At 68.7% G+C, this 24,869-nt stretch carries 25 protein-coding genes, 2 pseudogenes and 1 riboswitch; of the genes and pseudogenes, 9 read left to right on the top strand and 18 right to left on the bottom strand.

Annotation, left to right across the window (positions count from 1 at the left end; genetic code table 11):
• Positions 1–70: 70 nt before the first annotated feature.
• From ligA to ACFYO0_RS32365, 5 genes are read right to left on the bottom strand one after another with little or no spacing between them, the layout of a single operon-like run.
• Positions 71–2,278: an NAD-dependent DNA ligase LigA gene (gene ligA, locus ACFYO0_RS32385; protein ID WP_388683243.1), complete on the bottom strand. Its 2,208-nt coding sequence runs from the start codon at positions 2,276–2,278 to the stop codon at positions 71–73.
• Between the two features lie 15 nt (positions 2,279–2,293).
• On the bottom strand, positions 2,294–3,313 hold the full coding sequence (locus ACFYO0_RS32380) for a methionine synthase (protein WP_388683240.1): 1,020 nt from the start codon (positions 3,311–3,313) through the stop codon (positions 2,294–2,296).
• 31 nt (positions 3,314–3,344) lie between these two features.
• The gene (locus tag ACFYO0_RS32375; RefSeq protein ID WP_388683237.1) at positions 3,345–4,043 is read right to left on the bottom strand and encodes an SDR family oxidoreductase; all 699 of its coding nucleotides are present in this window, start codon (positions 4,041–4,043) and stop codon (positions 3,345–3,347) included.
• A gap of 7 nt (positions 4,044–4,050) precedes the next feature.
• Entirely contained in the window at positions 4,051–4,590 is a 540-nt protein-coding gene (locus ACFYO0_RS32370; protein WP_388683234.1) for a TIGR00730 family Rossman fold protein, read from the bottom strand.
• The gene (locus ACFYO0_RS32365; RefSeq protein WP_388683232.1) at positions 4,587–5,390 is read right to left on the bottom strand and encodes a class I SAM-dependent methyltransferase; all 804 of its coding nucleotides are present in this window, start codon (positions 5,388–5,390) and stop codon (positions 4,587–4,589) included. Before ACFYO0_RS32365 ends, ACFYO0_RS32370 begins: the two co-directional genes overlap by 4 nt.
• Before the next feature lie 88 nt (positions 5,391–5,478).
• On the opposite strand from ACFYO0_RS32365, the gene ACFYO0_RS32360 reads away from it, so the two are divergent.
• From ACFYO0_RS32360 to ACFYO0_RS32350, 3 genes and pseudogenes are all read left to right on the top strand, one after another.
• Complete coding sequence (locus ACFYO0_RS32360) at positions 5,479–5,802, top strand: DUF427 domain-containing protein (protein WP_388683229.1); 324 nt, start codon at positions 5,479–5,481, stop codon at positions 5,800–5,802.
• Positions 5,803–5,862: 60 nt separating this feature from the next.
• Positions 5,863–5,919, top strand: a pseudogene (locus ACFYO0_RS32355) (hypothetical protein); the annotation flags it as partial.
• A gap of 40 nt (positions 5,920–5,959) precedes the next feature.
• Positions 5,960–6,237, top strand: a pseudogene (locus tag ACFYO0_RS32350) (transposase); the annotation flags it as partial.
• Positions 6,238–6,252: 15 nt separating this feature from the next.
• Here the strand turns inward: ACFYO0_RS32350 and mnmA are convergent.
• On the bottom strand, positions 6,253–7,383 hold the full coding sequence (mnmA, locus tag ACFYO0_RS32345) for a tRNA 2-thiouridine(34) synthase MnmA (RefSeq protein WP_388683227.1): 1,131 nt from the start codon (positions 7,381–7,383) through the stop codon (positions 6,253–6,255).
• Positions 7,384–7,443: 60 nt separating this feature from the next.
• Between mnmA and ACFYO0_RS32340 the strand changes: the two genes are divergently transcribed.
• Entirely contained in the window at positions 7,444–8,130 is a 687-nt protein-coding gene (locus tag ACFYO0_RS32340; protein WP_388683224.1) for an N-acetylmuramoyl-L-alanine amidase, read from the top strand.
• Between the two features lie 18 nt (positions 8,131–8,148).
• Here ACFYO0_RS32340 and ACFYO0_RS32335 read toward each other — a convergent pair whose 3' ends face one another.
• The 3 genes from ACFYO0_RS32335 to ACFYO0_RS32325 are packed head-to-tail and all read right to left on the bottom strand — an operon-like array spanning position 8,149 to position 9,845.
• Positions 8,149–9,318: a cysteine desulfurase family protein gene (locus tag ACFYO0_RS32335; protein WP_388683221.1), complete on the bottom strand. Its 1,170-nt coding sequence runs from the start codon at positions 9,316–9,318 to the stop codon at positions 8,149–8,151.
• A gap of 52 nt (positions 9,319–9,370) precedes the next feature.
• Positions 9,371–9,649 carry a DUF4190 domain-containing protein gene (locus ACFYO0_RS32330; protein WP_386357114.1) on the bottom strand — a complete coding sequence of 93 codons (279 nt, stop codon included), beginning with the start codon at positions 9,647–9,649 and terminating at the stop codon, positions 9,371–9,373.
• A 31-nt stretch (positions 9,650–9,680) separates the two neighbouring features.
• The gene (locus ACFYO0_RS32325; RefSeq protein WP_388683219.1) at positions 9,681–9,845 is read right to left on the bottom strand and encodes a hypothetical protein; all 165 of its coding nucleotides are present in this window, start codon (positions 9,843–9,845) and stop codon (positions 9,681–9,683) included.
• Between the two features lie 133 nt (positions 9,846–9,978).
• On the opposite strand from ACFYO0_RS32325, the gene ACFYO0_RS32320 reads away from it, so the two are divergent.
• The gene (locus tag ACFYO0_RS32320) at positions 9,979–10,596 is read left to right on the top strand and encodes a TetR family transcriptional regulator (protein WP_388683216.1); all 618 of its coding nucleotides are present in this window, start codon (positions 9,979–9,981) and stop codon (positions 10,594–10,596) included.
• A 100-nt stretch (positions 10,597–10,696) separates the two neighbouring features.
• Here ACFYO0_RS32320 and ACFYO0_RS32315 read toward each other — a convergent pair whose 3' ends face one another.
• The 9 genes from ACFYO0_RS32315 to ACFYO0_RS32275 all read right to left on the bottom strand — a co-directional run bounded on the left by ACFYO0_RS32315 (position 10,697) and on the right by ACFYO0_RS32275 (position 20,960).
• Positions 10,697–11,545 (bottom strand): thioesterase family protein, encoded by an 849-nt coding sequence (locus tag ACFYO0_RS32315; RefSeq protein WP_388683213.1) that lies wholly within the window; start codon positions 11,543–11,545, stop codon positions 10,697–10,699.
• 126 nt (positions 11,546–11,671) lie between these two features.
• Positions 11,672–12,871: an ABC transporter ATP-binding protein gene (locus tag ACFYO0_RS32310; protein WP_388683211.1), complete on the bottom strand. Its 1,200-nt coding sequence runs from the start codon at positions 12,869–12,871 to the stop codon at positions 11,672–11,674.
• Between the two features lie 23 nt (positions 12,872–12,894).
• Entirely contained in the window at positions 12,895–13,992 is a 1,098-nt protein-coding gene (locus ACFYO0_RS32305; RefSeq protein ID WP_388683209.1) for an ABC transporter ATP-binding protein, read from the bottom strand.
• Positions 13,989–14,987 (bottom strand): ABC transporter permease, encoded by a 999-nt coding sequence (locus ACFYO0_RS32300; protein ID WP_388683207.1) that lies wholly within the window; start codon positions 14,985–14,987, stop codon positions 13,989–13,991. Before ACFYO0_RS32300 ends, ACFYO0_RS32305 begins: the two co-directional genes overlap by 4 nt.
• Before the next feature lie 116 nt (positions 14,988–15,103).
• Complete coding sequence (locus ACFYO0_RS32295) at positions 15,104–16,888, bottom strand: ABC transporter substrate-binding protein (protein WP_388683205.1); 1,785 nt, start codon at positions 16,886–16,888, stop codon at positions 15,104–15,106.
• A 61-nt stretch (positions 16,889–16,949) separates the two neighbouring features.
• A complete protein-coding gene (locus tag ACFYO0_RS32290) occupies positions 16,950–17,960 on the bottom strand; it encodes an ABC transporter permease (RefSeq protein WP_388683203.1) in 1,011 nt (336 codons plus the stop codon).
• Between the two features lie 397 nt (positions 17,961–18,357).
• Complete coding sequence (locus ACFYO0_RS32285) at positions 18,358–19,146, bottom strand: enhanced serine sensitivity protein SseB C-terminal domain-containing protein (RefSeq protein WP_388683200.1); 789 nt, start codon at positions 19,144–19,146, stop codon at positions 18,358–18,360.
• A gap of 198 nt (positions 19,147–19,344) precedes the next feature.
• Positions 19,345–20,121: an enhanced serine sensitivity protein SseB gene (locus ACFYO0_RS32280; protein ID WP_388683197.1), complete on the bottom strand. Its 777-nt coding sequence runs from the start codon at positions 20,119–20,121 to the stop codon at positions 19,345–19,347.
• Between the two features lie 143 nt (positions 20,122–20,264).
• The gene (locus ACFYO0_RS32275; RefSeq protein ID WP_388683194.1) at positions 20,265–20,960 is read right to left on the bottom strand and encodes an AAA family ATPase; all 696 of its coding nucleotides are present in this window, start codon (positions 20,958–20,960) and stop codon (positions 20,265–20,267) included.
• A gap of 198 nt (positions 20,961–21,158) precedes the next feature.
• Positions 21,159–21,273, top strand: a riboswitch (glycine riboswitch).
• Between the two features lie 154 nt (positions 21,274–21,427).
• Here ACFYO0_RS32275 and gcvT point away from each other — a divergent pair.
• From gcvT to ACFYO0_RS32255, 4 genes are all read left to right on the top strand, one after another.
• Positions 21,428–22,546 carry a glycine cleavage system aminomethyltransferase GcvT gene (gene gcvT, locus ACFYO0_RS32270; RefSeq protein ID WP_388683191.1) on the top strand — a complete coding sequence of 373 codons (1,119 nt, stop codon included), beginning with the start codon at positions 21,428–21,430 and terminating at the stop codon, positions 22,544–22,546.
• A 139-nt stretch (positions 22,547–22,685) separates the two neighbouring features.
• Positions 22,686–23,075 (top strand): glycine cleavage system protein GcvH, encoded by a 390-nt coding sequence (gcvH, locus tag ACFYO0_RS32265; protein WP_388683188.1) that lies wholly within the window; start codon positions 22,686–22,688, stop codon positions 23,073–23,075.
• A 14-nt stretch (positions 23,076–23,089) separates the two neighbouring features.
• Entirely contained in the window at positions 23,090–24,352 is a 1,263-nt protein-coding gene (gene glyA, locus ACFYO0_RS32260; RefSeq protein ID WP_388683186.1) for a serine hydroxymethyltransferase, read from the top strand.
• A gap of 110 nt (positions 24,353–24,462) precedes the next feature.
• The coding region (locus tag ACFYO0_RS32255; RefSeq protein WP_388683183.1) for a serine dehydratase beta chain at positions 24,463–24,869 on the top strand (407 nt) is incomplete at its 3' end.

The raw sequence follows: 24,869 nt of genomic DNA, 5'->3' as shown, positions 1-24,869 counted from the left end.
TACGGTTGCCCGAATGCGACCAGGCCACCCGCATGCATCTGGTATGCGCCGAACGAGTGGCCTTCAATCCCTACTCCTCGATCGGAAGCGCGACTTCAGCGGCTACTTCCGGCCCTTGTTCGAGCAGAACGGCAAAGCCGTCCTCGTTCAGAACAGGCACTTTGAGCTGCATCGCCTTGTCGTACTTCGATCCAGGATTGTCACCTACGACCACGAAAGACGTCTTCTTCGAAACCGATCCGGTCACTTTCGCGCCGCGGCTCTGGAGTTCCTCTTTCGCGCCGTCCCGTGTGTGGTGTTCGAGCGTTCCGGTGACGACGACGGTGAGTCCTTCGAGCGGGCGCGGTCCTTCGTCCTCGCCCGAACTCTCTTCCGCCATCCGAACTCCGGCCGCCCGCCACTTGCGCAGGATTTCCTGGTGCCAGTCCACCGCGAACCACTCTTTCAGGGAGGCCGCGATGATCGGGCCGACTCCCTCGGTGGCGGCCAGCTCCTCCTCTGTGGCCTGCTCGATTCTGTCGATCGAGCGGAGCTCGCGCGCCAGTGCCTCGGCCGCGACCGGACCGACATGACGGATCGACAGCCCCGTGAGCACCCGGGCGAGCGGGCGGCTCTTGGCGGCGGCGATGTTCTCCAGCATGGCCAGCGCGTTTTTCTTGGGCTCGCCCTGCTGGTTGGCGAAGACCGTGGCGATCTTTTCCTCGCCGGTCTTCGGGTCCCGCTTCGGCAAGCCACTGTCCTGGTCGAGGACGTACGCCTTGATGGGCAGCAACTGCTCGATGGTGAGATCGAAGAGTTCACCCTCGTCCTTGAGAGGCGGCTCGGCCGGCTCCAGAGGCTTGGTCAGCGCGGCCGCGGCGACGTAGCCGAAGTTCTCGATGTCCAGCGCCTTGCGTCCCGCCAGGTAGAAGAGGCGCTCGCGCAACTGGGCGGGGCACGTACGTGCGTTGGGGCAGCGCAGGTCGACGTCGCCCTCCTTCATCGGCCGCAGCGGCGTACCGCATTCGGGGCACTCGGCGGGCATCACGAACTCCCGCTCGCTGCCGTCGCGCAGATCGGCGACCGGGCCGAGGATCTCCGGGATGACGTCACCGGCCTTGCGCAGCACCACCGTGTCGCCGATGAGGACGCCCTTGGCCTTGACCACGTCCTGGTTGTGCAGTGTCGCGAACTCGACCTCGGAGCCCGCCACGGTGACCGGCTCAACCTGCGCATACGGCGTGACGCGACCCGTGCGGCCCACGCCCACACGGATGTTGACCAGCTTGGTGTTGACCTCCTCCGGCGCGTACTTCCACGCGATCGCCCAGCGCGGTGCGCGCGAGGTCGAGCCGAGGCGGCCCTGGAGGGGGATCTCGTCGAGCTTCACGACGACGCCGTCGATCTCGTGCTGCACAGAGTGGCGGTTTTCTCCGTAGTACGCGATGAACTCCCGTACGCCGTCGAGGTCGTCGACCACCTTGCTGTACGGGGTCGTCGGCAGGCCCCATTCGCGCAGCAGGTCGTAGGCCCCCGAGAGCCGGTCGAGTCCGTCGAAGCCCTCTCTCGCGCCGATGCCGTGCACCACCATGTGCAGCGGGCGGGTGGCGGTGACTCGGGGGTCCTTCTGGCGCAGTGAACCCGCCGCGGCATTGCGCGGGTTGGCGAAAGGCTTGTCTCCGGCCTCCACCAGGCGGGCGTTGAGCTCCTGGAACTTCTCCATCGGGAAGTAGACCTCGCCGCGGATCTCCACGAGGTCGGGGATGCGGTCGCCCCTCAGGCGGTCGGGGATCTCTGCGATGGTCCGCACATTCGGTGTGATGTCCTCCCCCGTGCGGCCGTCGCCGCGGGTCGCCGCGCGTGTGAGGCGGCCGTGCTCATAGGTGAGGTTGACCGCGAGGCCGTCGACCTTCAGCTCGCACAGGAAGTGATGGTCGGAGGTGCCGACCTCCTTCGCGACACGGTCCGCCCAGGCCGCCAGCTCCGCGTCGTCGAAGGCGTTGTCCAGCGACAGCATGCGCTCGCGGTGCTGAACCGCCGTGAAGTCCGTCTCGTACGCCCCCGCGACCTTCTGGGTCGGGGAGTCGGGGGTGCGCAGCTCGGGATACTCGTCCTCGAGGGCCTCCAGGGTGCGCAGAAGCCGGTCGAATTCCGCGTCGCTGATGACCGGCGCGTCCTTCACGTAGTACCGGAAGCGGTGCTCCTCGATCTGCTCCGCGAATTGCGCGTGCTTCTCCCGTGCCTCAGCGGGCACGGGCCCCGCAGTCGAGCCAGTCTGTGCGTCCTTGTCGCCGGCCACCGTGTCGTCCTCCCGTTACTCTGGGTTGTCCGCGAGGGATCTCGCCGCCTGGACGCAGTGGGCGAGCGCCCGGCGTGCGTACTCGGGCGAAGCACCCGCGAGTCCGCACGTCGGAGTGACCGTGACCGACTCCGCGAGAAGCCCCGGATTCAGCCCCAGCCTGCGCCACAGCGTCCTGACACCCATGACGCTACCGGCAGGGTCTGACAATGGGCCGTCCGTGCCCGGCACGATGCCGGCGAACAGCTTCGTGCCCCCTTCCACTGCTTCCCCGATCGCATCGTCGTCACGCTCGGTGAGGAGCCCGAAGTCGAAGGAGATCGCGGTGGCTCCCGCCCGCCGCAGCAGGGCGAACGGGACGTCGGGGGCGCAGGTGTGCACGACGACGGGCCCGCCGTCGTGCACGCCGGCGACGTCCCGCAGCGTGCCCTCGGCGACCTGGCGGTCCACGGCCCGGTGGGTGCGGTAGCCGCTCGCGGTCTGCACCTGGCCGCGCAGGACGGCGACGAGCGAGGGCTCGTCGAGTTGCAGCACGATCTCGGCGCCGGGCACCCGCCGCCGTACGTCGTCGAGGTGGGCGCGCAGTCCCTCGGCGAGCGATCCGGCGAGATCCCGGCACGCACCGGCGTCGGACAACGCCGCCTGGCCGTTCTTCAGCTCCAGCGCCGACGCGAGCGTCCAGGGCCCCACCGCCTGCACCTTCAGCGGCCCCTCGTACCCCTGCGTGAATTCCTCCAGCGCGTCGAGGTCCTGACGGAGCCAGGCCCTGGCCCGCCGGGTGTCCCGCCCCGGCCGGTCCCCGATCCGCCACCCGCTGGGCTCCACGCGCGCGTACAGCTCGACCAGCATCCCCGCCGTCCGCCCGATCATGTCGGCCCCGGGCCCCCGGGCAGGCAGCTCCGCCAGATACGGCATCCCCGTCTCCGGCCCCTCAAAAGTGCCGGTCACGGTCTTGGCGGCCTCCCGGGCGTCCTCTCCCGGCATCGACCCGACCCCGGTCGCAGGACCAGGCCTCAACTTGCTGTCTTCGCTCACACCCGCAGCGTACGGAATCGTGATGGCGAGGTCAGCGCCCCGGCCGCACCGTCAGGTCGTTGACCTCCGCGTCCCGGGGCAGGTCCAGGGCCATCAGGATCGTCGTCGCCACCGACTCGGGGTCGATCCACTTCGAGGGGTCGTACTCCTTGCCCTCCTGCTGGTGGACCTTGGCCTGCATGGGGCCGGCGGTACGGCCCGGGTAGACCGAGGTGACGCGGACGCCGTTCGCGTGCTCCTCGTGGCGCAGGGAGTCGGCGAGGGCCTTCAGGCCGTGCTTGGAGGCGGCGTACGCGGACCATTCGCGGCCGGCGTTGAGGCCGGAGCCGGAGTTGACGAAGATCACATGTCCCTGGGCGACGCGGAGTTGGGGCAGGAAGTGCCGGGTCAGCTCGGCGGGCGCGATCAGGTTGACGTTCAGCTGGTGGCGCCAGGTCTTGGGGGTCAGCTCGCCGACCGGGCCGAGGTCGATGACGCCCGCGATGTGCATGAGCGAGTCGATCCGGTCGGGCAACGTCTGGTGCGAGAACGCCCAGGACAGCCGGTCCGGATCCGCGAGGTCGCCGACCAGGGTCTTCGCCCCCGGGAACTCGGCGGCAAGCTCCTTGGCGCGACCCGCGTCGCGCGCGAACAGCACGAGTTCGTCCCCGCGCGCGTGAAGACGGCGGGCGACGGCCGCGCCGATGCCGGAACCGGCCCCGGTGATCACATGTGTAGCCATGCCCGCCATGCTCGCATCACTGCTTGCCGAGCGACTCCTCCAGGTACGCCAGCGCTCCCACCGGCTCCTCAGCGAAGAACACCAGGTCGGTCAGCGGCACCGGCAGAAAGCCCTCGTCCTCCATGCGCTGGAACTGCTCCTTGAGGCCGTCGTAGAAGCCCACCGTGTTGAGCAGCACCACCGGCTTGGTGGTGTGGCCGTGCTTCTTCAGCTCCAGGATGTCCGTCGCCTCGTCCAGCGTGCCGGTCCCGCCGACCATGATCACCACCGCGTCGGCCTTCTCCAGAAGCAGCGCCTTCCGCTCGGCCAGGTCCCGCGCGACGACCATCTCGTCCGCGTCCGGCCGCGCCTTGGCCGCCAGGAACCCCACGGAGACCCCGAGCAGCCGCCCACCCGCCTCCTGCACCCCGTCGGCGACGACCTTCATGAGCCCGACATCGGAACCGCCCCACACCAGCGTGTGCCCACCCTTGCCGAGCAGTTCGGCGAACTCACGGGCGGGTCGCGTATAGCGCGCGTCGAGGTCGGCGGCCGAGAGGAAGACGCAGATGTTCATGGACTCACCGTACGGGCCGCCTCTGACATCACGCTCACGCGGAGCTTCGACTGACGGTGCGGCAGCTTCTCCCAGTCGTCCATGAACTGGGCCGAGAGGCCGTGTTTCGCGGCCAGTTGGACCAGCGTTTCCGTGCGGTAGTAGAAGTCCTCGTGCAGCACCTGGTGTTCTCTGCCCTCGGTCCGGTCGAAGGTGAAGTCGAAGAACCCGCCGGGCGCGAGTACGCGGCCCACGTGCGCGAGACACTGCTCGATGACGTCCTGCGGCGAATGCGAGAACACACTGTGCGCGTGCACTACGTCGAAGTACGCGTCGGGCAGGAAGGCGAAGGTCAGATCATCCGTGAGCGTCAGATGGGGCAGCTTGGTCTGAAGGCCTTCCCTTACGAGGGTGTCCTGGGCCGCGATCAGGATGTCCGGCGAGATGTCGATCCCGTAGTAGTTGCCGCTCTCCAGGTAGTCGATGAACAGCCGCCCTGCGCGCAGGTTCCCGCAGCCGATCTCCAGCATCCTGTGCTGCGGCTTCAGCCCGTGCCGCACCAGGTAGTCGAACTGCATCCGGCCGATCTGCGCCCACCGGTCGCGCGACGGATTGTGGCCCACCGCCGCCTCCGTACTGCGCGCGGCGTCGGAGGCCATCACAGCCCGGTAGTACGCGATGTGGTCGCGGTACTTGAGGCGCAGCCAGCCGTCACGCGCCGCCCGGCGGACGTGAGCGGGCACCTTCTCGGGGTGCCGCAGCGCGTAGGTCACCTGATGGGCAAGGCTCTTGCGGTAGCGGGTCAGTCGTGTGGCTCCCATAGGGACTCCCGATCGGGACGATGTCAGGGAAGAATCCGCCCGCAGCGTGTGCTTGCACCCGGTGAGACCGCTACCCGAGGAGCCGGACGTGACCGCAGGCCACCGCATCACCATCGAAAAGGGCACCGAGCACGTACGCGTAGTGCACGACGGGCAGGTACTCGCGGAGAGCACACGCCCGCTGCTGCTGCGCGAAACAGGCTTGCCCGTACGCTACTACCTGCCCATTGAGGACGTACGCACCGAATTGCTGACACCTTCGGCCACTCACACCCACTGCCCGTTCAAGGGTGACGCGTCCTACTGGTCAATGCCCGGCGCCCCCGACCTCGTCTGGACCTACCCGGACCCGAAGCCGGAGGTCGCGGAGATCAAGGACCACGTGTGCTTCTACGAAGTAGAAGTCATCTGACCGACCAGGCAGTTTCGTTTGGATCAGTGGGTCGTTGGTCCGTGTCTGCCGTTGACCGACGTGCAGTGGGCGCGGATTGAGCCGTTACTCCCGGACCGCACTCCGAAGCGGGGTGGCCGGTGGCGGGACCACCGGGAAGTGATCGACGCGATCGCCTTCGTACTCCTCACGCGCGATCCGCGAGCACCTGCGCAAGCGCGGTATCCGGGCGGTGATCCCCGTCCCGGCAGATCAGCGGGGCCACGCCTGCGACGAGGCAGCAGGAGAGGCAGGTCACCGGCCTTCGACCGCGAGGCGTACAAGCAGCGCAACACCGTCGAGCGGTGCATCAACCGCCTCAATCAGTGGCGCGGCATCGCCACCCGTTGGAGGACCGCGATCATCTACCTGGCCGGACTCCACATCGCGGGCATCTTCCGCTGGTCCGCCCGCTGATCCAAACGAAACCGACTAGGCCACCGCAGTCGTCGCCCGCACCGTAGTCGCGATCGTCGCCGAGCCCACCACCCGCGTCCCGTCGTACAGGACGATCGCCTGGCCGGGGGCGACGCCGCGGACGGGCTCGGTGAAGGTGACTTCCAGGGAGCCGTCGACGAGCTCGGCGGTGACGGTCGTCTCGCCACCGTGGGCGCGCAACTGTGCCGTGTACGTACCCGGGCCGGTGGGGGCCGCGCCGCACCAGCGGGGCTTGATGGCCGTCAGGGCACGGACGTCCAGGGAGGCCGCGGGGCCGACCGTCACCGTGTTGTTCACCGGTGAGATGTCGAGGACGTAGCGCGGCTTGCCGTCGGGGGCGGGGGTGCCGATGCGGAGCCCCTTGCGCTGGCCGATCGTGAAGCCGTACGCGCCCTCGTGGGTGCCCACCTTGTCACCCGACTCGTCGACGATGTCGCCCTCCGACTTGCCCAGCCGGTTCGCCAGGAAGCCCTGGGTGTCGCCGTCGGCGATGAAGCAGATGTCGTGCGAGTCAGGCTTCTTGGCGACGGCCAGCCCCCGACGCTCGGCCTCCGCGCGGATCTCGTCCTTCGTCGTGACCGTGTCGCCGAGCGGGAAGAGGGCGTGCGCCAGCTGTCGGTCGTCGAGGACTCCGAGGACGTACGACTGGTCCTTGGCCATGTCGGAGGCGCGGTGCAGCTCGCGCGTGCCGTCGTCGTTGACGATCACCTTGGCGTAGTGGCCGGTGCAGACGGCGTCGAAGCCGAGGGCGAGGGCCTTGTCGAGCAGGGCCGCGAACTTGATCTTCTCGTTGCAGCGCAGGCAGGGGTTCGGGGTGCGTCCGGCCTCATACTCGGCGACGAAGTCCTCGACCACGTCCTCGCGGAAACGCTCGGCGAGGTCCCATACGTAGAAGGGGATGCCGATCACATCCGCGGCGCGGCGGGCGTCGCGCGAGTCCTCGATGGTGCAACAGCCGCGCGCGCCCGTACGGAACGACTGCGGGTTCGCCGAGAGGGCGAGGTGGACACCGGTCACGTCGTGCCCGGCTTCCGCGGCGCGGGCGGCGGCGACGGCGGAGTCCACACCGCCGGACATGGCGGCCAGTACGCGGAGGGGGCGGGGGCGCTGCGAGATCTGAGTCATAACCCTTCAAGGGTAAGGGGCCGCGGGAACCGGAGCCCGCGAGTATCCGTTGGAGATCACATGGGCGAGACGAACAGCCATAGGACCCACAGGGCGGGGGACGCGGACCGGCGCATCGGGCGCCGGGCGCTGCTGATCGGCGGCACGGCAGCCGCAGCGGGCACCGCCGCGCTCGCGTGGGACGACATGTCCCGCATGTGGTGGCGCATGCCCGGCATGCAGAAGCCGCGCAAGCTGGGCGAGGTCGACTTCGCGGGCGCCGGCTGGGTGGCGGCCTCGTCGGCGAACCTGCGGACGGCGGACCGTCCCGAGGACTACGGCATAGACCGGGTGATCATCCACGTCACCCAGGGCAGCTTCAACAGCGCGGTGAAGGTCTTCCAGGACCCCGGGCACGGCGCCGCGACCCACTACATCGTCCGCAAGGACGGCTACGTCGCCCAGATGATCCGCGAGCTGGACGTGGCCTTCCACGCCGGCAACCGCGACTACAACGAACGCAGCATCGGCATAGAGCACGAAGGTTTCGTGGACAAGCCGGAGGACTTCACGGACGCGATGTACGAGGCCTCGGCCCGCGTCACGGCACGAGTCTGCGCGCGCTACAAGATCCCGATCGACCGCAAGCACATCATCGGCCACGTCGAAGTGCCGGGCACGGACCACACGGATCCAGGTCCGGGCTGGGACTGGGACCGGTACATACCGCTCGTACGCCGGGCTCGTACGGCCAAGGCGCAGGCGTAGCCACGGCGCTGCTGGGCCTCAGCTGAGCCCAGCCGTCCGTGCCCTCTCCACCGCCGGGCCGATCGCCTTGGCCACCGCTTCGACGTCCGCATCCGTGGAGGTGTGGCCGAGGGAGAAGCGGAGGGTGCCGCGGGCCAGGTCCGGGTCGGTGCCCGTGGCGAGGAGGACATGGCTGGGCTGGGCCACACCCGCCGTGCACGCCGAACCCGTGGAGCACTCGATGCCCTGGGCGTCCAGGAGCAGCAGCAGCGAGTCGCCCTCGCAGCCGGGGAACGTGAAGTGGGCGTTCGCTGGCAGCCGCCCCTCACCGGCCGGGTCGCCGCCGAGGACGGCCTCGGGGACGGCCTTTCGTACGGCGTCGATCAGGTCGTCCCGCAGCGCGCCGATCTCGCGGGCGAACCACTCGCGCTGCTCGGCGGCGGTCCGGCCGGCGACGGCGAACGCGGCGACGGCGGGCACGTCCAGGGTCCCGGAGCGGACGTGGCGCTCCTGACCGCCGCCGTGCAGGACGGGTACGGGGCTGTACTCGCGGCCGAGGAGCAGAGCGCCGATGCCGTACGGGCCGCCGATCTTGTGGCCGGAGACGGACATCGCGGCGAGCCCGGAGGCGCCGAAGTCGACGGGGAGCTGGCCGAAGGCCTGGACGGCGTCGGCATGCAGGGGGATGTCGAACTCGGCGGCGACCTCGGCCAGTTCGCGGACCGGCAGCACCGTGCCGATCTCGTTGTTCGCCCACATGATCGTGGCGAGGGCCACGTCGTCGGGGTTCCGGGCGATGGCCTCACGCAGGGCTTCGGGGTGAACGCGGCCGTACGGGTCGACCGGGAGGTACTCGACCGTGGCGCCCTCGTGTTCACCGAGCCAGTGCACGGCGTCGAGGACGGCGTGGTGCTCGACAGGGCTGGCGAGAACCCGGGTGCGGGACGGGTCGGCGTCGCGGCGGGACCAGTACAGGCCCTTCACGGCGAGGTTGTCGGCCTCGGTGCCGCCGGAGGTGAAGACCACCTCGCTGGGGCGTGCGCCGAGGGCGGCCGCCAGGGTTTCGCGGGCTTCCTCGACGGTTCGCCGCGCACGGCGGCCGGCTGCGTGCAGGGAGGAGGCGTTGCCCGTTGCGCTCAGCTGGGCGGTCATTGCCTCGACCGCCTCCGGGAGCATGGGGGTGGTCGCGGCGTGGTCGAGGTATGCCATGGTGGGCCCAATTCTAGAGCCCGCTGTGGTGTGGCTCCGTTGGGCCGGTCCGTCAGCTGCCGAGGCTCCACGACAACGTGTTGTCCGCCGACATGAAGGCCGCCAGGACCAGGAGGTCGGCGATGCCGAGGCCCAGTCCCAGATAGGCGCGGCCGGGGCGGGTGGTGTTGCGGTAAAGGGCCACCGAGGCCAGGGCTATGGCGATGGGGCCCAGGAAGATGTTGAAGACCAGGAGGCCCACGAGGCCGAGGATGAAGGACGCCACGGCCATGCCGTCGGCGTCACGACGGACGGCGTTACGGCGCTGGGGCGCGGCGGTGGTCAGTTGCATGAGTCTGCTCCCAACAGACGTAGGGACGTGGTCAGTTGGCGTTCTCGCGACGACGTGAGTGACGCTCGCGGGCCGCGAACACGGCCAGCCAGACGCCGATGACCACGGCGACGACGAGGGTGAAGGAGAGCGGCGCGTGGGCCACGGTGCCCAGAACGACGCCCAGCAGCAGGAGTGCCGCGACGAGGAACAGCATGGATGCCTCTCGTGGTGTCGTGGGTCGTAATCGTTGATCAGTGAACGCTTGTAGCAACACTTGTTCACTGACTTGTCAGTCTAGCTCGTTCATGACTTTTCAAATCACAGAGAACAGTTGTTAACTGCATGGCATGAGTCACACCCTCGGCGTCCGGCAGGCCCAGAAACAGAGGACGAGGCAGGCGTTCCTGGACGCCGCACTGGGCCTGCTGGAGGAGCAGAGCCTCAGCAGTCTGGGCCTGCGGGAGGTCACCAGGGCCGTGGGCGTCGCCCCGACCGCCTTCTACCGGCACTTCCCCTCGACGGCGGATCTCGGGGTGGCCCTGGTCGAGGAGGCGCTGGGCAGCCTGCACGCCGTGATCGCCGGCACGGTGTCCGCAGCCGGCGACGGCGACGAACGTATCGAGCGCGCCGTCGAGCTGATCGCCCGTCACGTACGCGAGTACCCAGCACACATCCGCTTTATCGCCCGCGAACGGAACGGCGGAGTCCAGAAGGTCCGGGCCGCGATAGCGGAGCAACTCGCCCGGTTCACCGACGAGGTGAGGACCGCACTGGCCGAGCACCCGGAGTCGGCCGGCTGGAACGACGACGACCTCCTGATGCTCGCGGGTCTGTACGTCGACCAGATGCTGATGACCGCCTCCAACCTTCTGGACGCGTCCCCCGAGGAGCAGGACCGGGTCATCCGGGTGGCGACCCGCCGCATGCGCCTGATCGCCGTCGGCCGCCGCCACTGGCTGGGGTGAGCTCCCACGCGGGGACGCTCACGAAGAGTGCATACGAAGGGCGCGTACGAAACTGTCGTACGCGCCCTTCAGTCGCCTGGTCGCCCTGCGGTGAACGGGGTCAGAGCCTGACCCGCGCGAGCTGTCGCGACTGCGCCACCAGCCTGTCCGCGCTGTCCCAGACCTCGGCGTCCTCTTCCAGGAAACCGCCGGCGAGGTTGCGTGTGGTGATCGAGATCCGCAGCGGACCCGGCGCCGGACGGCAGCGTATGTGCACGGTCAGCTCGACGGTCGGGACCCAGCCGGACAGGCCCAGTTCGAAGGCGGTCGGCGGCAGCGCGTCGACCGCGAGGAGCAGCGAGAATGGGTCGGCGTCCCGGCCGTCGGCGAGCCCGAACCAGGCCCGCATCTCCCCCTTGCCGGACGGCGAGCCGAGGGCCCAGCCCAGGGTGGAGGGGTCGAGCTTGAGCATCAGACGGTCGGTGATGGCGGAGCTGCCGGGGACGGGAGCGGGCGAGTCTGCGGGGCCGAAGCACTGGGCCGGCGGCGGAATCACCGGCGGCTTCGCCGACGTCCGTACGTCGTCGGGGAGTTCGTCCAAGTCGCCGTAGGAGGCGAGAACGCGGATGCGCTCGACCTCCCGGCCTTGGTCGTCGTACTGGAAGAGGGAAGCCTGGCCCGTCGACAGGGTGCGGCCGGTGCGTACGAGGTCCGTGCGGACGACCGCCGGACCCGGCTCGGACGCGGTCAGGTAGTGCGCGGAGATGGTGAACGGGTCGCCGTGCGGCAGGGTGTCCGCGAGCGCGCGGCCCAGAACCGCCAGCAGATAACCGCCGTTGACGGCGTTGATGATCGTCCATCCGGCGGACAGGTCGATGTCGTAGACGCCGGGTGCGCGGCGCGTGACCGCGGTGTCGCGGTCGAACTCGCTGTCGCCGATCGTTGCCTGTACGAGAGCTGCTTCTGACATGCCTGAACGGTACAACAAGTAACTACTAAGCAGTAGCTTTTGAGATTTCAGCCACGTGACATCTCCCCGCTGACACGGAAACGGGAGAGCGCGTGTGCGCTCTCCCGTTTCCGTGTGCGTGGGCTGCTACTTGGCGGCCTTGGGCCCCTCGCCCGATTCCTCCACCCGAGCCTTCTGAGCCGCGTCCGCCGACACGACCGCGTCCGGCACCAGCTCCACCGCCTCCTTCGCCGCTGACAGCAGCACCGTGTCCTGCGGCGCCTGGTCCTCCGCGTTCTCCGGGTGGTGGCAGGCCACCTGCTGACCGGGCTTCAGCTCGAGGAGCGGCGGCTCCTTGGTGGTGCAGATCTCCGTGGCCTTCCAGCACCGGGTGTGGAAGCGGCAGCCGCTCGGCGGGGAGATCGGCGAGGGCACATCGCCCTTGAGCAGGATGCGCTCGCTCTTGGCGGCCCGGCGCCGGGGGTCCGGGATGGGCACGGCCGACATCAGCGCCTTGGTGTACGGGTGCATCGGCGCCTTGTAGAGCGAGTCGCGGTCCGCGAGTTCGACGATCTTGCCGAGGTACATCACCGCGATACGGTCCGAGACATGGCGTACGACGGACAGGTCGTGCGCGATGATCACGTACGTCAGGCCCAGCTCCTGCTGGAGGTCGTCCAGCAGGTTCACGACCTGCGCCTGGATGGACACGTCAAGGGCGGAGACCGGCTCGTCCGCCACGACCAGCTTCGGGTTGAGCGCGAGCGCGCGGGCGATGCCGATGCGCTGGCGCTGGCCGCCGGAGAACTCGTGCGGATAGCGGTTGTAGTGCTCGGGGTTGAGGCCGACCACCGACAGCAGCCGCTGGACCTCCTTCTTGATGCCGCCCTCGGGCGTGACGCCCTGGAGCTTGAAGGGGGCCCCGATGATGGTGCCGATCGTGTGGCGCGGGTTCAGCGACGAGTACGGGTCCTGGAAGATCATCTGGACGTCACGGCGCATCGGGCGCATATCGCCGACCCCGAGGTGCGTGATGTCCCTGCCCTCGAACTCCACGGTGCCCGCGGTCGGTTCGAGCAGCCGGGTGATCAGCCGGCCCATCGTCGACTTTCCGCAGCCCGATTCGCCGACGACGCCGAGCGTTTCGCCGGACTTGACCTCGAAGTCGATGCCGTCGACCGCCCGCACCGCGCCGACCTGCCGCTGGAGCAGGCCCTTGCGGATCGGGAAGTGCTTCTGGAGCCCGGTCACCTTCAACAGGGTCTCGCCGGGGGCGGCGTCCTTGGTGAGGGTCGCGCCCGGGGCCGTCTTCGGGCCCGCGCCGTCGCTCTCTGCGGGTTTGGTCACTGCCGCGTCCTCGGGTTTCTCACTCACAGCTTGGGCGCAATCTCTTCGGTCCAGATACGCTCCCGCTGCTCCTGCGTCATATGGCAGGCGGCCCAGTGCTGGCTGCCGACCTCGGCAAGCTCGGGGCGGACCGTGCGGGTGACGTTGTCCTTGGGGACGTCCGCGTACGGGCAGCGCGGGTTGAAGGCGCAGCCCGACGGGATGTTGATCAGCGAGGGCGGGGAGCCCTTGACCGGGATGAGCCGCTCCTGCTGGTCGCGGTCGAGGCGCGGCATCGAGCCCAGCAGGCCCCAGGTGTAGGGGTGCCGGGGCTCGTAGAAGACCTTCTCGGCCGGGCCGCGCTCGACGCAGCGGCCGCCGTACATCACCAGGATGTCGTCGGAGAGCTCGGCGACGACGCCCAGGTCGTGGGTGATGATGATGACCGCGGAGCCGAACTCCTTCTGCAGATCGCGGATCAGGTCCAGGATCTGCGCCTGGACGGTCACGTCCAGGGCGGTCGTCGGCTCGTCCGCGATGAGCAGTTCCGGGTTGTTGACCAGCGACATCGCGATCATCGCGCGCTGGCGCATACCGCCGGAGAACTCGTGCGGGTAGCCGTCGACGCGCTTGTCCGGCTGCGGAATGCCCACGCGGTCGAGCATCTCGATCGCGCGCCGCCGCGCGGTCTTCTTGTCGACGTCGTGGTGGATGCGGTACGCCTCCACGATCTGGTGGCCGATCGTGTAGTACGGGTGCAGCGCCGACAACGGGTCCTGGAAGATCATCGCCATCTCGCGGCCACGCAGTTTGCGTACGTGGTCCGGGTCGGCGGTGAGCAGTTCCGTGCCGTCCAGCCAGATCTCGCCGGAGATCTGCGCCTTGCGCTTGCCGTACTGGCCGGTGGTGTGCAGGCCCATGATGCCGAGCGAGGTCACCGACTTGCCGGAGCCGGACTCGCCCACGATGCCGAGGGTCTTGCCCTTCTCCAGCGTGAAGTTGAGCCCGTCGACGGACTTGACCAGTCCGTCGTCCGTCGGGAAGTGCACCTTCAGGTCGCGGACTTCGAGGAAGGCGGTCGGGGCCGGCGAGTCCTTCACGGGCTCGCTCAGCGCCGCCCCGCTCTTGCTGAGTTCGGTCATGCGAGCCTCACTCGGGGGTCGATCACGGCGTACAGGATGTCCACGACGAGGTTGGCGACGATCACCGCGAGCGAGGTGATCAGTGTGACGCCCAGGATCACTGGGAGGTCCTTGTCGCTGATCGCCTTGAGGACCGCCTGCCCGAGGCCGGGAAGACTGAAGGTGGTCTCGGTGAGGATCGCGCCGCCGATCAGGGCGCCGAGGTCCATACCGAGCATGGTCAGGATCGGCGTCATGGTGGAGCGCATGGCGTGCTTGCCTATGACGACCGGCTCGCGCAGGCCCTTGGCGCGGGCGGTGCGGATGTAGTCCTCGCCCATGACTTCCAGCATGGTTGCTCTGGTGATCCGGGCGTACATCGCCGCATAGAGGAAGGCGAGGGTGATCCAGGGCAGGATCATGCCGCCGAGCCAGCCGGTGAAGCTTTCCTCGAGCGGGACGTACTGGGCGTCGAGCCAGCCGAGTCCGTAGCTGAAGATCGCCAGCGACAGCAGACCGGTGAAGTAGATCGGGAGCGAGACGCCGGCGAGGGCGACGACCATCGCGCTGCGGTCCCACAGGGTGCCCCGCTTGAGCGCGGAGAGCACACCCGCCGCGACCCCGAACAGCAGCCACAGCACGGCGGCACCGAGCGCGAGCGCCAGTGTCACCGGGAAGCGGTCGGTGAGCACCGGCCAGATGGCCTGCTCGTTGCGGAAGGAGTAACCGAAGCACGGTGCCGCGCAGTTGGTCACATCGCCGCCACCGACGTACGTACGTCCAGCGAGGAGGCCTTTGAAGAACTCCCAGACCTGGGCGAGGATCGGGTCGCCGAGACCCAGCTTCTGGCGGACCGCCTCGATGGCCCCGGGGTCGGCCTGCTTGCCCACGAACATCGTGGCCGGGTCCACGCCCGCCCACCGGGGGACGAGGAAGAAGATGCAGAAGACCACCAGGATGATGACCACCAGCATCACTGCGGCGGCGAAGAGCCGCCTGATGAGGTAAGCGAGCACTGCTCTCGGCCCGGCGGCGGACCGTGGGCCACCGGAGGTCTTCCGGTGGCCCACGGGTTACGCCGCGCCGGCCTTCACCTGCCTTTCGTGCCGTATGGCGGGTGCGCCGGTCGGATTTACTTCTTCAGACCCAGGTTCACGAAGTCGTACTGACCGCTGTAGTTGTCGGTCGTGTAGACGTTCGCCAGGTTGTTGCCGCGCCAGTTGATGAACTTCTCGAAGACGAAGGGCAAGTAGTAAGCGCCCTCCATGACCTTGTGGTTGATCTCCGTGGAGATCTGCTCCTTCTTCGCTTCGTCCAGTTCCGTGACGTAGTCATCGAAGAGGCCGTCGATCGCCTTGTCCTTGATCAGGGCGAAGTTGTTGTTGCCGCTCTCAAGGATGTACTTGCTGCTCCACAGAGGCAGACCGAAGCCCTGCACGGTCGGGAAGTCCGGGCCCCAGCCCATGATGATGATGCCGTAGCCCTTCTTCTTCACGTTCTCGGGGCTGCCGATGATGCCACTGGTCTGCGCACCGTCGTACTGGTCGATCTCGACGTCGATGCCGACCTTCTTCAGGGACGCCTGCAGCGACTCGGCGGTGGCCACCTCGACCGGCTTGTTGTTGCGGACCGCGATGGTGGTCTTGAAGCCGTTCGGCTGGCCGCAGGCCTTCAGCGCCTCCTTGGCCTTGGCGACGTTGCCCTTCTTGTCCGCGCCCGCCATGTCGTACGGGTCGTACTTCTGACCCTCGGCACCCGGGACGGACGGCGGCAGCATGTTGGTGCCGATGTCACCGCCGGCCACCGGGCCGCCGCGCGCGGTCTGCAGCGACTCGTGGTCGGCGCCGTAGAGCACGGCCTTGCGGCATTCCACGTTGTCGAACGGCTTCACGCTCTGCGGGAAGACCGCGTAGCGGACGTAGCCGGAGACCGGGTTGTCCAGGTTGCCCTTGTGCTCCTTCAGGGCGGTGGTGCGGCCCTGCGGGGACATGCCGGTCTGGTTGATGTCCAGATCGTAGTCACCGTTGATCAGGCGCTGGTCCATGTCATTGGCGTTGGTGAACAGCGTCAGCGAGATCTTGTCCGGGTACGCCTTGCGGACCGGGTCCGAGGACTGCTTCCAGTTCTCGTTGCGGACCAGGACCAGCTTCTTGTTCGGCGTGTACGACTGGAACTTGTACGGGCCGGACGAGAACGGCTTCAGGCCGTACTTGGACTTGGTGTCCTTGTCCTGACGGACCGGCGAGGCGAAGGCCATGGCGAGCATGTCCTCGAAGTCCGAGTTGGCCGCGGGCAGCTTGAAGACGATGGTCTTGTCGTCCGGGGTCTCGATCGCCTTCAGACCCAGCTTGTCCGCGGACGTGTCCTTGTAGGGGCCCGGGTACTCGCCCTTGGGGTCGAGGATGTCCTTCAGGTAGACGGGACCGCCGGACAGCACGTCCTGCGCCCACTGGCGCTCGATGCCGTACTTGACGTCCTTGGAGGTGATCGGCTTGCCGTCCTCCCAGGTCACCCCGTCACGCAGCGTGTACGTGTACGTCTTGCCGTCGTCGGTGATCTTCGCCGTGCTCGTGGCGAGGTCCGGGGTGACCTCGGCGCCCTTCGCTCCGGGCTCCGCCTTACCGGTCACCAGCGTGCGGCTGTAGTACCGCATGAAGTTCCAGGCGAAGCCGTAGTAGCCACGCGTGGTGTCCCACGAGTCGGCGTCCTGGACACCGGCGAACTTCAGCTCGCCGCCCTTCTTGGCCTCGGAGGCCTGGGCGACTTTGTTGTTGGCGGCGTTGAAGCCGGCCGCGCCGCCTTCCCCGCCGTCGTCGGTGCCGCCGCCGCCGCACGCCGCCGTGGCAAGCAGCGCGGCGACCACGCCGGCGGCGGCCACGGCCTGCTTGCGCCGCCCTGTGGTGCGTTGGGTAGTCACTCGGATCCTCCGTGTGTGTAGCGGCCCGCCGACAGATGACGGGCCCTGGGGGTACGGCAGTTCAGCGGGAACCCTTCGGATCCAGCGCGTCGCGCACGCCGTCGCCGAAGAGATTGAAGGCAAGCACGGTGATGAAGATCGCTACACCCGGGATCACCATGTACATGGGATCCGAGTCGTAGTAGTCGATCGCGCTCGAGAGCATCTGCCCCCAGGAGGCCGTGGGCGGCTTGACGCCCACGCCCAGGAAGCTGAGCGCCGCTTCGGTGAGGATGTTGGTCGGGATCATCATCGTCGTGTACACGATGATGGGCGCGACGAGGTTGGGCAGCAGCTCCTTGAACAGGATGTACATCCGCCCGGCCCCGAGACTGCGGGCGGCCTCGACGTACTCGCGCTCACGCAGCGAGAGCGTCTGGCCGCGCACCACACGTCCGACATAGGGCCAGCCGAAGAAGCCGATCACCAGGATCATCACGAACAGGCGGACACCCGTGCCGGTGAGGCCCAGCATCTCGTTCGGCATGACCGAGACCAGCGCGATGATGAAGAGCAGCTGCGGGAAGGCCAGCAGACCGTCCATCACACGGCTGATGACCGCGTCCAGCCAGCCGCCGAAGTAGCCGGCGAGGACACCCAGAACCGTGCCGAGCACGACAGCGACCATGGCGGACATGAAACCGACCAGGAGCGAGATGCGGGCGCCGTAGACGATGCGGGCGAACACGTCACGCCCGTTGACCGGTTCGACGCCGAAGGGGTGGTCCGCGCTGATGCCGCCCCAGGAGCCTTTGGGGGTCGAGAAGAGAGGGTCGATCAGGTCCTCGTGGTGCGTCTCCGGATCCTGCCCGACCAGGTTGGTGATCACCGGTGCGAGCAGTGCGATCGCGATCAGTACGAGCACGATGACGCCGCCCGTGAGGGCCAGCTTGTCGCGCTTGAGGCGCTCCCAGGCGATCCGGCCGAGGGAACGCCCCTGTACCGCCTTGCCCTCGGCGGAGCCGGCGAGCACCGCCTCCTCGGCAGCGCTCGGGGCCGCTTCCGCGGTCGGCTCGTGCAATGGTGCCGTCATCGTGGCAGCGACCCCTCTCAACCGGCTGTAGCCGGCCCCCACATGCCGCTTGTAAGCGGCCTGATTCAGTCCGTCGTACACAGGGGCGAACACCCCCGAAGCCGGAGTCTTCAACGGTTCAGCGATCTGTTGCCAGACCTGGCGGTGAATGGATGCCTAAACGTGATGCTGTCTGGGACGTTCCGTTATCCGAACGGTACGTAACGAGGTGCGGACGCGGGACAGTTGATACCCAAGAGCCACACGCCGCGTTTACCCGCGTAGATCGGGACAATAAACCCGAACCAGATCCGAAGTCGAATCGAGGTCGAACGAAAGGCGAACGGAGGGCATCAGGCGAGGTGAGCCCGGGTCAGCCGGGTCGGGCAAAGTCCGACGGAGCGTCAGTACGAGCGTGTCAGTACGAGTCCGGGTAGCCGTATCCGCCCGCCACCGGCGCCTGCGCGGGGGCCGCGTGGGCCTCGCGGTCGTAGAACGGGCGCGTCATGGCCCGCATCCACATGGCCACCGGGTCGTACTCGTCGGACATCGCGACGGTCGACACCGGCAGCCCCTCCGGCACGGCACCGATCGACTGCTGCATCATCGCCCGTACCGAGTCCACGGCGGGCGGACTCGTGTCGTACACATCGAGCCCGATGGCCAGATACGGAGCGCCCAGCGCGGGCTGTACCCAGGCGCGGCGCAGCGAGCGCACGGCGGCGGTGCGATGCGCGTTCTGCGCCAGGAGGGCGTAGAACTGCGGGAGTTCGATGCTCGGCTCGGCCATCCGGAGCGGGCCGGCGGGCTGCCGCTCCAGGCCGGTGGCGATGCGCCGCAGGTCGAGCCAGGGGACGCCGACGCCGCCGCCGGGCGCGTGCGGGTTCAGCCACAGGCCGTAGTGGTCGGGGTAGAGGGTGCGGGCCGCGTCGAGGCCGTCGACGACTTCGTACGAACGGTTCCAGCCGCTGGCCGAGAGTTCCTGGGCGGAGGTGACGCAGGGCGCGTAGCTGAAGCCCTCCACCTCCATGTTCCCGTACTGCGCGTCCGGTGAACCGGCCTGGCCATGCCAGAGCAGCATCCAGATCTGGCCCGCCGAGGGGGTCGCGAGCGCCCGCAGGAGCGCCTCGTAGGCGTCGTAACGCCCGGGCGTGACCTGGCGCAGCATGTGCTCGACCTGCCCGGCCGCGATGCCGCTGGCGCTCACCTGTACCGCCCCTTCGAGAAGTTGACTCGGATATGAAACCAGCTTATGCGCTGCGCTGGCTGAACCGGTTGGAGCTGACCTCCGCTGTAAGTGCCGATTCGAGCTCGGGGCTCCACGTCATTCGCGGGCTGCCGGTCCGTTGTCGCTTGTCGCGCAGTTCCCCGCGCCCCTTCGGGGCGCCCCTGACGGGGGCACTCTCTACAGCGGGCCCGCGTAGAAGGGGCGGACCCTTTCTCGTAGCCACGTGGTCACCGGGTCCACGGCTGCTTCCACGAAGACCAGGTTGACTGGCCAGGGGGCCGGGGCTCGGGTGAGCGCTCGGCCCAGGGCGTCCATGGGGAGGGTTCTGGCGTCGGGGTCCCAGGAGGTGAGTTCTACGCCTATGAACAGGACCGGGTCTGCCGTTTCGATGGCTGCCAGGCAGCGGCGGGCGGTTCGTACGGCGCCGGTGGCTTCGAACTCGGTCGAGGCGGCCGTCAGGAAGTCCACCGGGTCCTGCTGCCAGTCGGGCTCGAACAGGCGGACCCGGCCGCCGCTCGTGGGGCCGTCCAGCTCGGTGCGGCCGGCGCGGCACAGCTCGGCGACGGCGGGCGGGGGCAGCGGGATGCCTACCGTGCCCTCCGGGTTCACCGCGATGCCCACCTGTGGCGGCAGTCCGCGCGCGAACTCGACGGCGGGCGCGATCGTGTACGGCATGTGGTCGCCGGCGATCTGCCGGAACTGCTGCACCGAGCTGAAGACCGGGACGTACGCCTGTCCGCCGAGCTCCATCGCGGGCAGGTCCAGCGGGCCGCTGTGCGGGCCGCCGCCGTTCGGCAGTGGCACCCAGAGGAAGCTGCGCCCGAGGACCTCCACTATCCGGGCAGCCGCCGAGGGCCCCGCCGGAGCGCCGAGAGACGCGGCGAGCACCTCTTCCAACTCGTTGCCGGGCCAGCCGACGTGTGGATGGGGGTGCGCCTGTGCCGGGAAGTCCATCTGCCTCTACCACCTGCTCGAAAACCACTGCCGGAATCAGTGCCGGATAGGCCGGATACCACCGCCGGGGCAGCGACCGCTGCGACTGAAAACCCTAGCGCCCGCCTGGCGCGAGCCGTTTCAGTCGCCGCAGCCGATCCCGCTCAGTCGCCGAAGTCGATCCGCCGCAGCACATCCGCCGCGGACCGGTCGATGAGGACGGCCGAACCGCAGCCTTCCGGCAGGTCACCCTTCTCGACGGAGCGCAGCAGCCGGGCGACCGCGGCGCGGTGCCGGGCGAAGGCGTACCGCGAGACCCCGCGGCCGCGCTCGCGCTGGCCGTCCAGGGCCGTGTCCGGCGGGACGTCGAGCAGCAGCAGATGCAAAGTGCCGCCGCGGCGCCTGGCTTCGCGCGCGATCCAGTTGCGCACCCAGGCCTGGGTGCCGCAGTCGTGCACGACGACGCCCTCGCCGGAGCGCAGGGCGCGGCGCAGGCCCGCGTAGTGCGCGGCCCGTACGAGGGGGCGGTAGACCGCGTACGGCAGAAAGCGGGACAGGCGGTGGTCCCAGCGGTCGCGGGTGTCCTGTGAGTCGATGCGCACGCCCGTCACGGCGCGGCGCATCAGGGTCGACTTGCCGCTGCCCGGCAGGCCCGTGACCACGACGAGATCGGCCGCGCCGAAGCGCAGGCCGTGCGGACTGTGTCCCGCACGCTCCCGCAGATCACGGACGACGGGCGCCGGGAGCGGGCCGCACGCCTCCCTGGCCGGGACAGCCGGGACAGCGGGCTGCTTGGGCAGTGCGACGGCGGCACCCGTCGCGTACGCCGTGGTCCTGTTCACGCTGTTCGTCCTCCCCATGGGGTCGGGAGACCCATCCCCGTCGAGTGTAAAGAGAAGGTAATGCGTGCACCCTGTCGTTTTCGTTCTCGCCGTGCCACAGGCCCGTCACAGATCTCTGTGAATGACGTGAACGCCTCCGAGCCCCTGTGGAAGTCCCCCCTGCCGTGCCGCACCGATGCGTGCGATGATGTGCGCGCCAACTGCATACCGGCCGCTTGAATCCGCGCGGGAGAGTTCCGGGCACGTGTACACGAACGTGTACGAGTGTCCGGGCGCCGAAGGAGCAAGTCCCTCCCTTGAATCTCTCAGGCCCCGTTACCGCGCGGGCGAGGCACATCTGAAAAGCGGGCCGTCTCCTGGCAGCCAGGGGGTCGGCTCCACCCACGGTGCAAGCCAGTGACCGTACAGGTCACGGCGAACCTCTCAGGTTCCGATGACAGATGGGGAGGAACGACCTCGCCGTCATGCCTTGGGAGCCCTGTCCGATGAGCAGTACCATTCCACGCCGTACCGCACTCGATGCATTGCATCGCTCGCTCGGCGCCACCATGACCGACTTCGCCGGCTGGGACATGCCCCTGCGGTACGGATCCGAGCGCGACGAGCACCTCGCCGTACGTACGAAGGCGGGCCTCTTCGACCTCTCCCACATGGGCGAGATCACGGTCACCGGACCGAGGGCCGCGGCGCTGCTCGACTACGCGCTGGTCGGGAACCTCGGGAGCGTCAAGGTCGGCCGCGCCCGCTACACCATGATCTGCCGCGAGGACGGCGGCATCCTCGACGACCTGATCGTGTACCGGCTCGGAGAGACGGAGTACATGGTCGTCGCGAATGCGAGTAATGCACAGACCGTCCTGGAGGCGCTGGCCGAGCGCGCCGCCGGTTTTGACGCCGACGTCCGCGACGACCGCGACGCGTACGCGCTGCTCGCCGTCCAGGGCCCCGAGTCCCCCGGCATTCTGAAGTCGCTCACCGACGCGGACCTGGACGGCCTGAAGTACTACGCGGGCCTGCCCGGCACGGTCGCCGGCGTCCCGGCCCTGATCGCGCGCACCGGCTACACCGGCGAGGACGGCTTCGAGCTGTTCGTCGCCCCGGCCGACGCGGAGAAGCTGTGGCAGGCGCTGACCGAGGCGGGGTCCTCGGTGGGCCTCGTCCCCTGCGGCCTGTCCTGCCGGGACACGCTGCGCCTGGAGGCGGGCATGCCGTTGTACGGGCACGAACTGTCGACCTCGCTCACGCCCTTCGACGCGGGGCTCGGGCGGGTCGTGAAGTTCGAGAAGGAGGGCGACTTCGTGGGGCGCGAGGCGCTCGCCGAGGCCGCCTCCAGGGCTCAGGAGAACCCGCCGCGCGTCCTCGTCGGACTGATCGCCGAGGGCCGCCGAGTCCCGCGCGCCGGGTACGCGGTCGTCACCGAGGGCGAGGTCATCGGCGAGGTCACCTCCGGCGCGCCCTCGCCGACCCTCGGCAAGCCGATCGCGATGGCGTACGTCGACGCCGCGCACTCCGCGCCCGGCACGCCCGGTGTCGGAGTGGACATCCGGAGCAGCCACGAGCCGTACGAGGTCGTGGCGTTGCCGTTCTACAAGCGCCAGAAGTAGTCCCGCCGACGGTTCGGCAGCGCGCCGACGTGACGTACGTTCCCGTGTGCCGTCTCGTGTCCGCCGTCCGGCATCCGCGGTCTTGTCACACACGACAACCCGTTCATCACCACTCCCCGCGTACAGGAGAATCCAAGCCATGAGTAACCCCCAGCAGTTGCGCTACAGCAAGGAGCACGAGTGGCTGTCGGTCGCCGAGGACGGCGTCTCGACGGTCGGCATCACCGAGTACGCGGCCAACGCGCTCGGCGACGTCGTCTACGTCCAGCTCCCCGAGGTCGGCGACGCGGTGACCGCGGGCGAGACCTGCGGCGAGCTGGAGTCGACGAAGTCGGTCAGCGATCTGTACTCGCCGGTCACCGGTGAGGTCACCGAGATCAACCAGGACGTCGTGGACGACCCGGCGCTGGTGAACACCGCCCCGTTCGAGGGCGGTTGGCTGTTCAAGGTACGTATCGCCGAGGAGCCGAAGGACCTGCTCTCCGCGACCGAGTACGCCGAATTCTCCGGCTCCGACTCCGCCTCCTGAAGGACTCCTGACTGATGTCGCTTCTGAACCAGCCCCTGCACGAACTCGACCCGGACGTCGCCGCCGCGGTCGACGCCGAGCTGAACCGTCAGCAGTCCACCCTGGAGATGATCGCCTCGGAGAACTTCGCTCCGGTCGCGGTCATGGAGGCCCAGGGCTCGGTCCTCACCAACAAGTACGCCGAGGGCTACCCGGGCCGCCGGTACTACGGCGGCTGTGAGCACGTCGACGTCGTCGAGCGGATCGCCATCGAGCGGATCAAGGAACTCTTCGGCGCCGAGCACGCCAACGTCCAGCCGCACTCGGGCGCCCAGGCCAACGCCGCCGCGATGTTCGCCCTGCTCAAGCCCGGCGACACGATCATGGGCCTGAACCTCGCGCACGGCGGGCACCTGACTCACGGCATGAAGATCAACTTCTCCGGCAAGCTCTACAACGTCGTCGCTTACCACGTGGACGACGCGACCGGACAGGTCGACATGGCCGAGGTCGAGAAGCTGGCCAAGGAGTCCAGGCCGAAGCTGATCGTGGCCGGCTGGTCGGCGTATCCGCGGCAGCTGGACTTCGCCGCCTTCCGCCGCATCGCCGACGAGGTCGGCGCGTACTTGATGGTCGACATGGCGCACTTCGCGGGCCTGGTCGCGGCGGGACTGCACCCGAACCCCGTCCCGCACGCGCACGTCGTCACGACCACCACCCACAAGACGCTGGGTGGTCCGCGCGGTGGCGTGATCCTGTCCACGGCCGATCTCGCGAAGAAGATCAACTCGGCTGTCTTCCCCGGTCAGCAGGGCGGTCCCCTGGAGCATGTGATCGCCGCGAAGGCCGTCTCCTTCAAGGTTGCGGCCTCGGAGGAGTTCAAGGAGCGCCAGCGGCGCACGCTGGAGGGCGCGCGGATCCTGGCCGAGCGCCTGATGCGGGACGACGTCACCTCGGCCGGCGTCTCGGTGCTGTCCGGCGGGACGGACGTACACCTCGTCCTGGTCGACCTGCGCCACTCCGAGCTCGACGGACAGCAGGCCGAGGACCGCCTCCACGAGGTCGGCATCACCGTCAACCGCAACGCCGTCCCGAACGACCCGCGCCCGCCGATGGTGACGTCGGGGCTCAGGATCGGCACGCCCGCCCTAGCCACCCGTGGTTTCACGGCCGAGGACTTCGCCGAGGTCGCGGACATCATCGCCGAGGCGCTGAAGCCCGCCTACGACGCCGGGTCGCTGAAGGCCAGGGTGTCCGCGCTGGCCGACAAGCACCCGCTGTACGCGGGCCTGAAGTAGGTCCGTACGTTCCGTACGACTTGTTCGGACGCTTTCTTCGGGGCACCGCGCACACTGAGACGTACGTGCGCGGTGCCCGCCCATGTACCACCTCTTGTTGAGGAGTCACCGTGGCCATCTCGGTCTTCGACCTTTTCTCGATCGGCATCGGCCCGTCCAGCTCCCACACGGTCGGCCCGATGCGCGCGGCACGCATGTTCGCCCGCCGCCTGAAGAATGAGGGCCTGCTGGCCCCGACGGCCTCGATTCGCGCCGAGTTGTACGGTTCCCTGGGCGCGACCGGCCACGGCCACGGCACCCCGAAGGCTGTACTGCTCGGCCTGGAGGGCGCCTCCCCGCGGACCGTGGACGTCGAGACGGCGGACGAGCGCGTGGACGCGATCCGCTCCGAAAAGTCCCTGAAGCTGCTCGGCAAGCACCGAATCCCTTTCTCCTTCGACGACGACCTGATCCTGCACCGCCGCAAGACGCTGCCGTACCACGCGAACGGCATGACGCTCTGGGCGTACGACGCGTC

This window comes from Streptomyces sp. NPDC006365 (genome assembly GCF_042870755.1).
Lineage (GTDB): Bacteria > Actinomycetota > Actinomycetes > Streptomycetales > Streptomycetaceae > Streptomyces > Streptomyces xiangluensis.
This window is presented reverse-complemented; position numbering and strand designations above follow the sequence as displayed.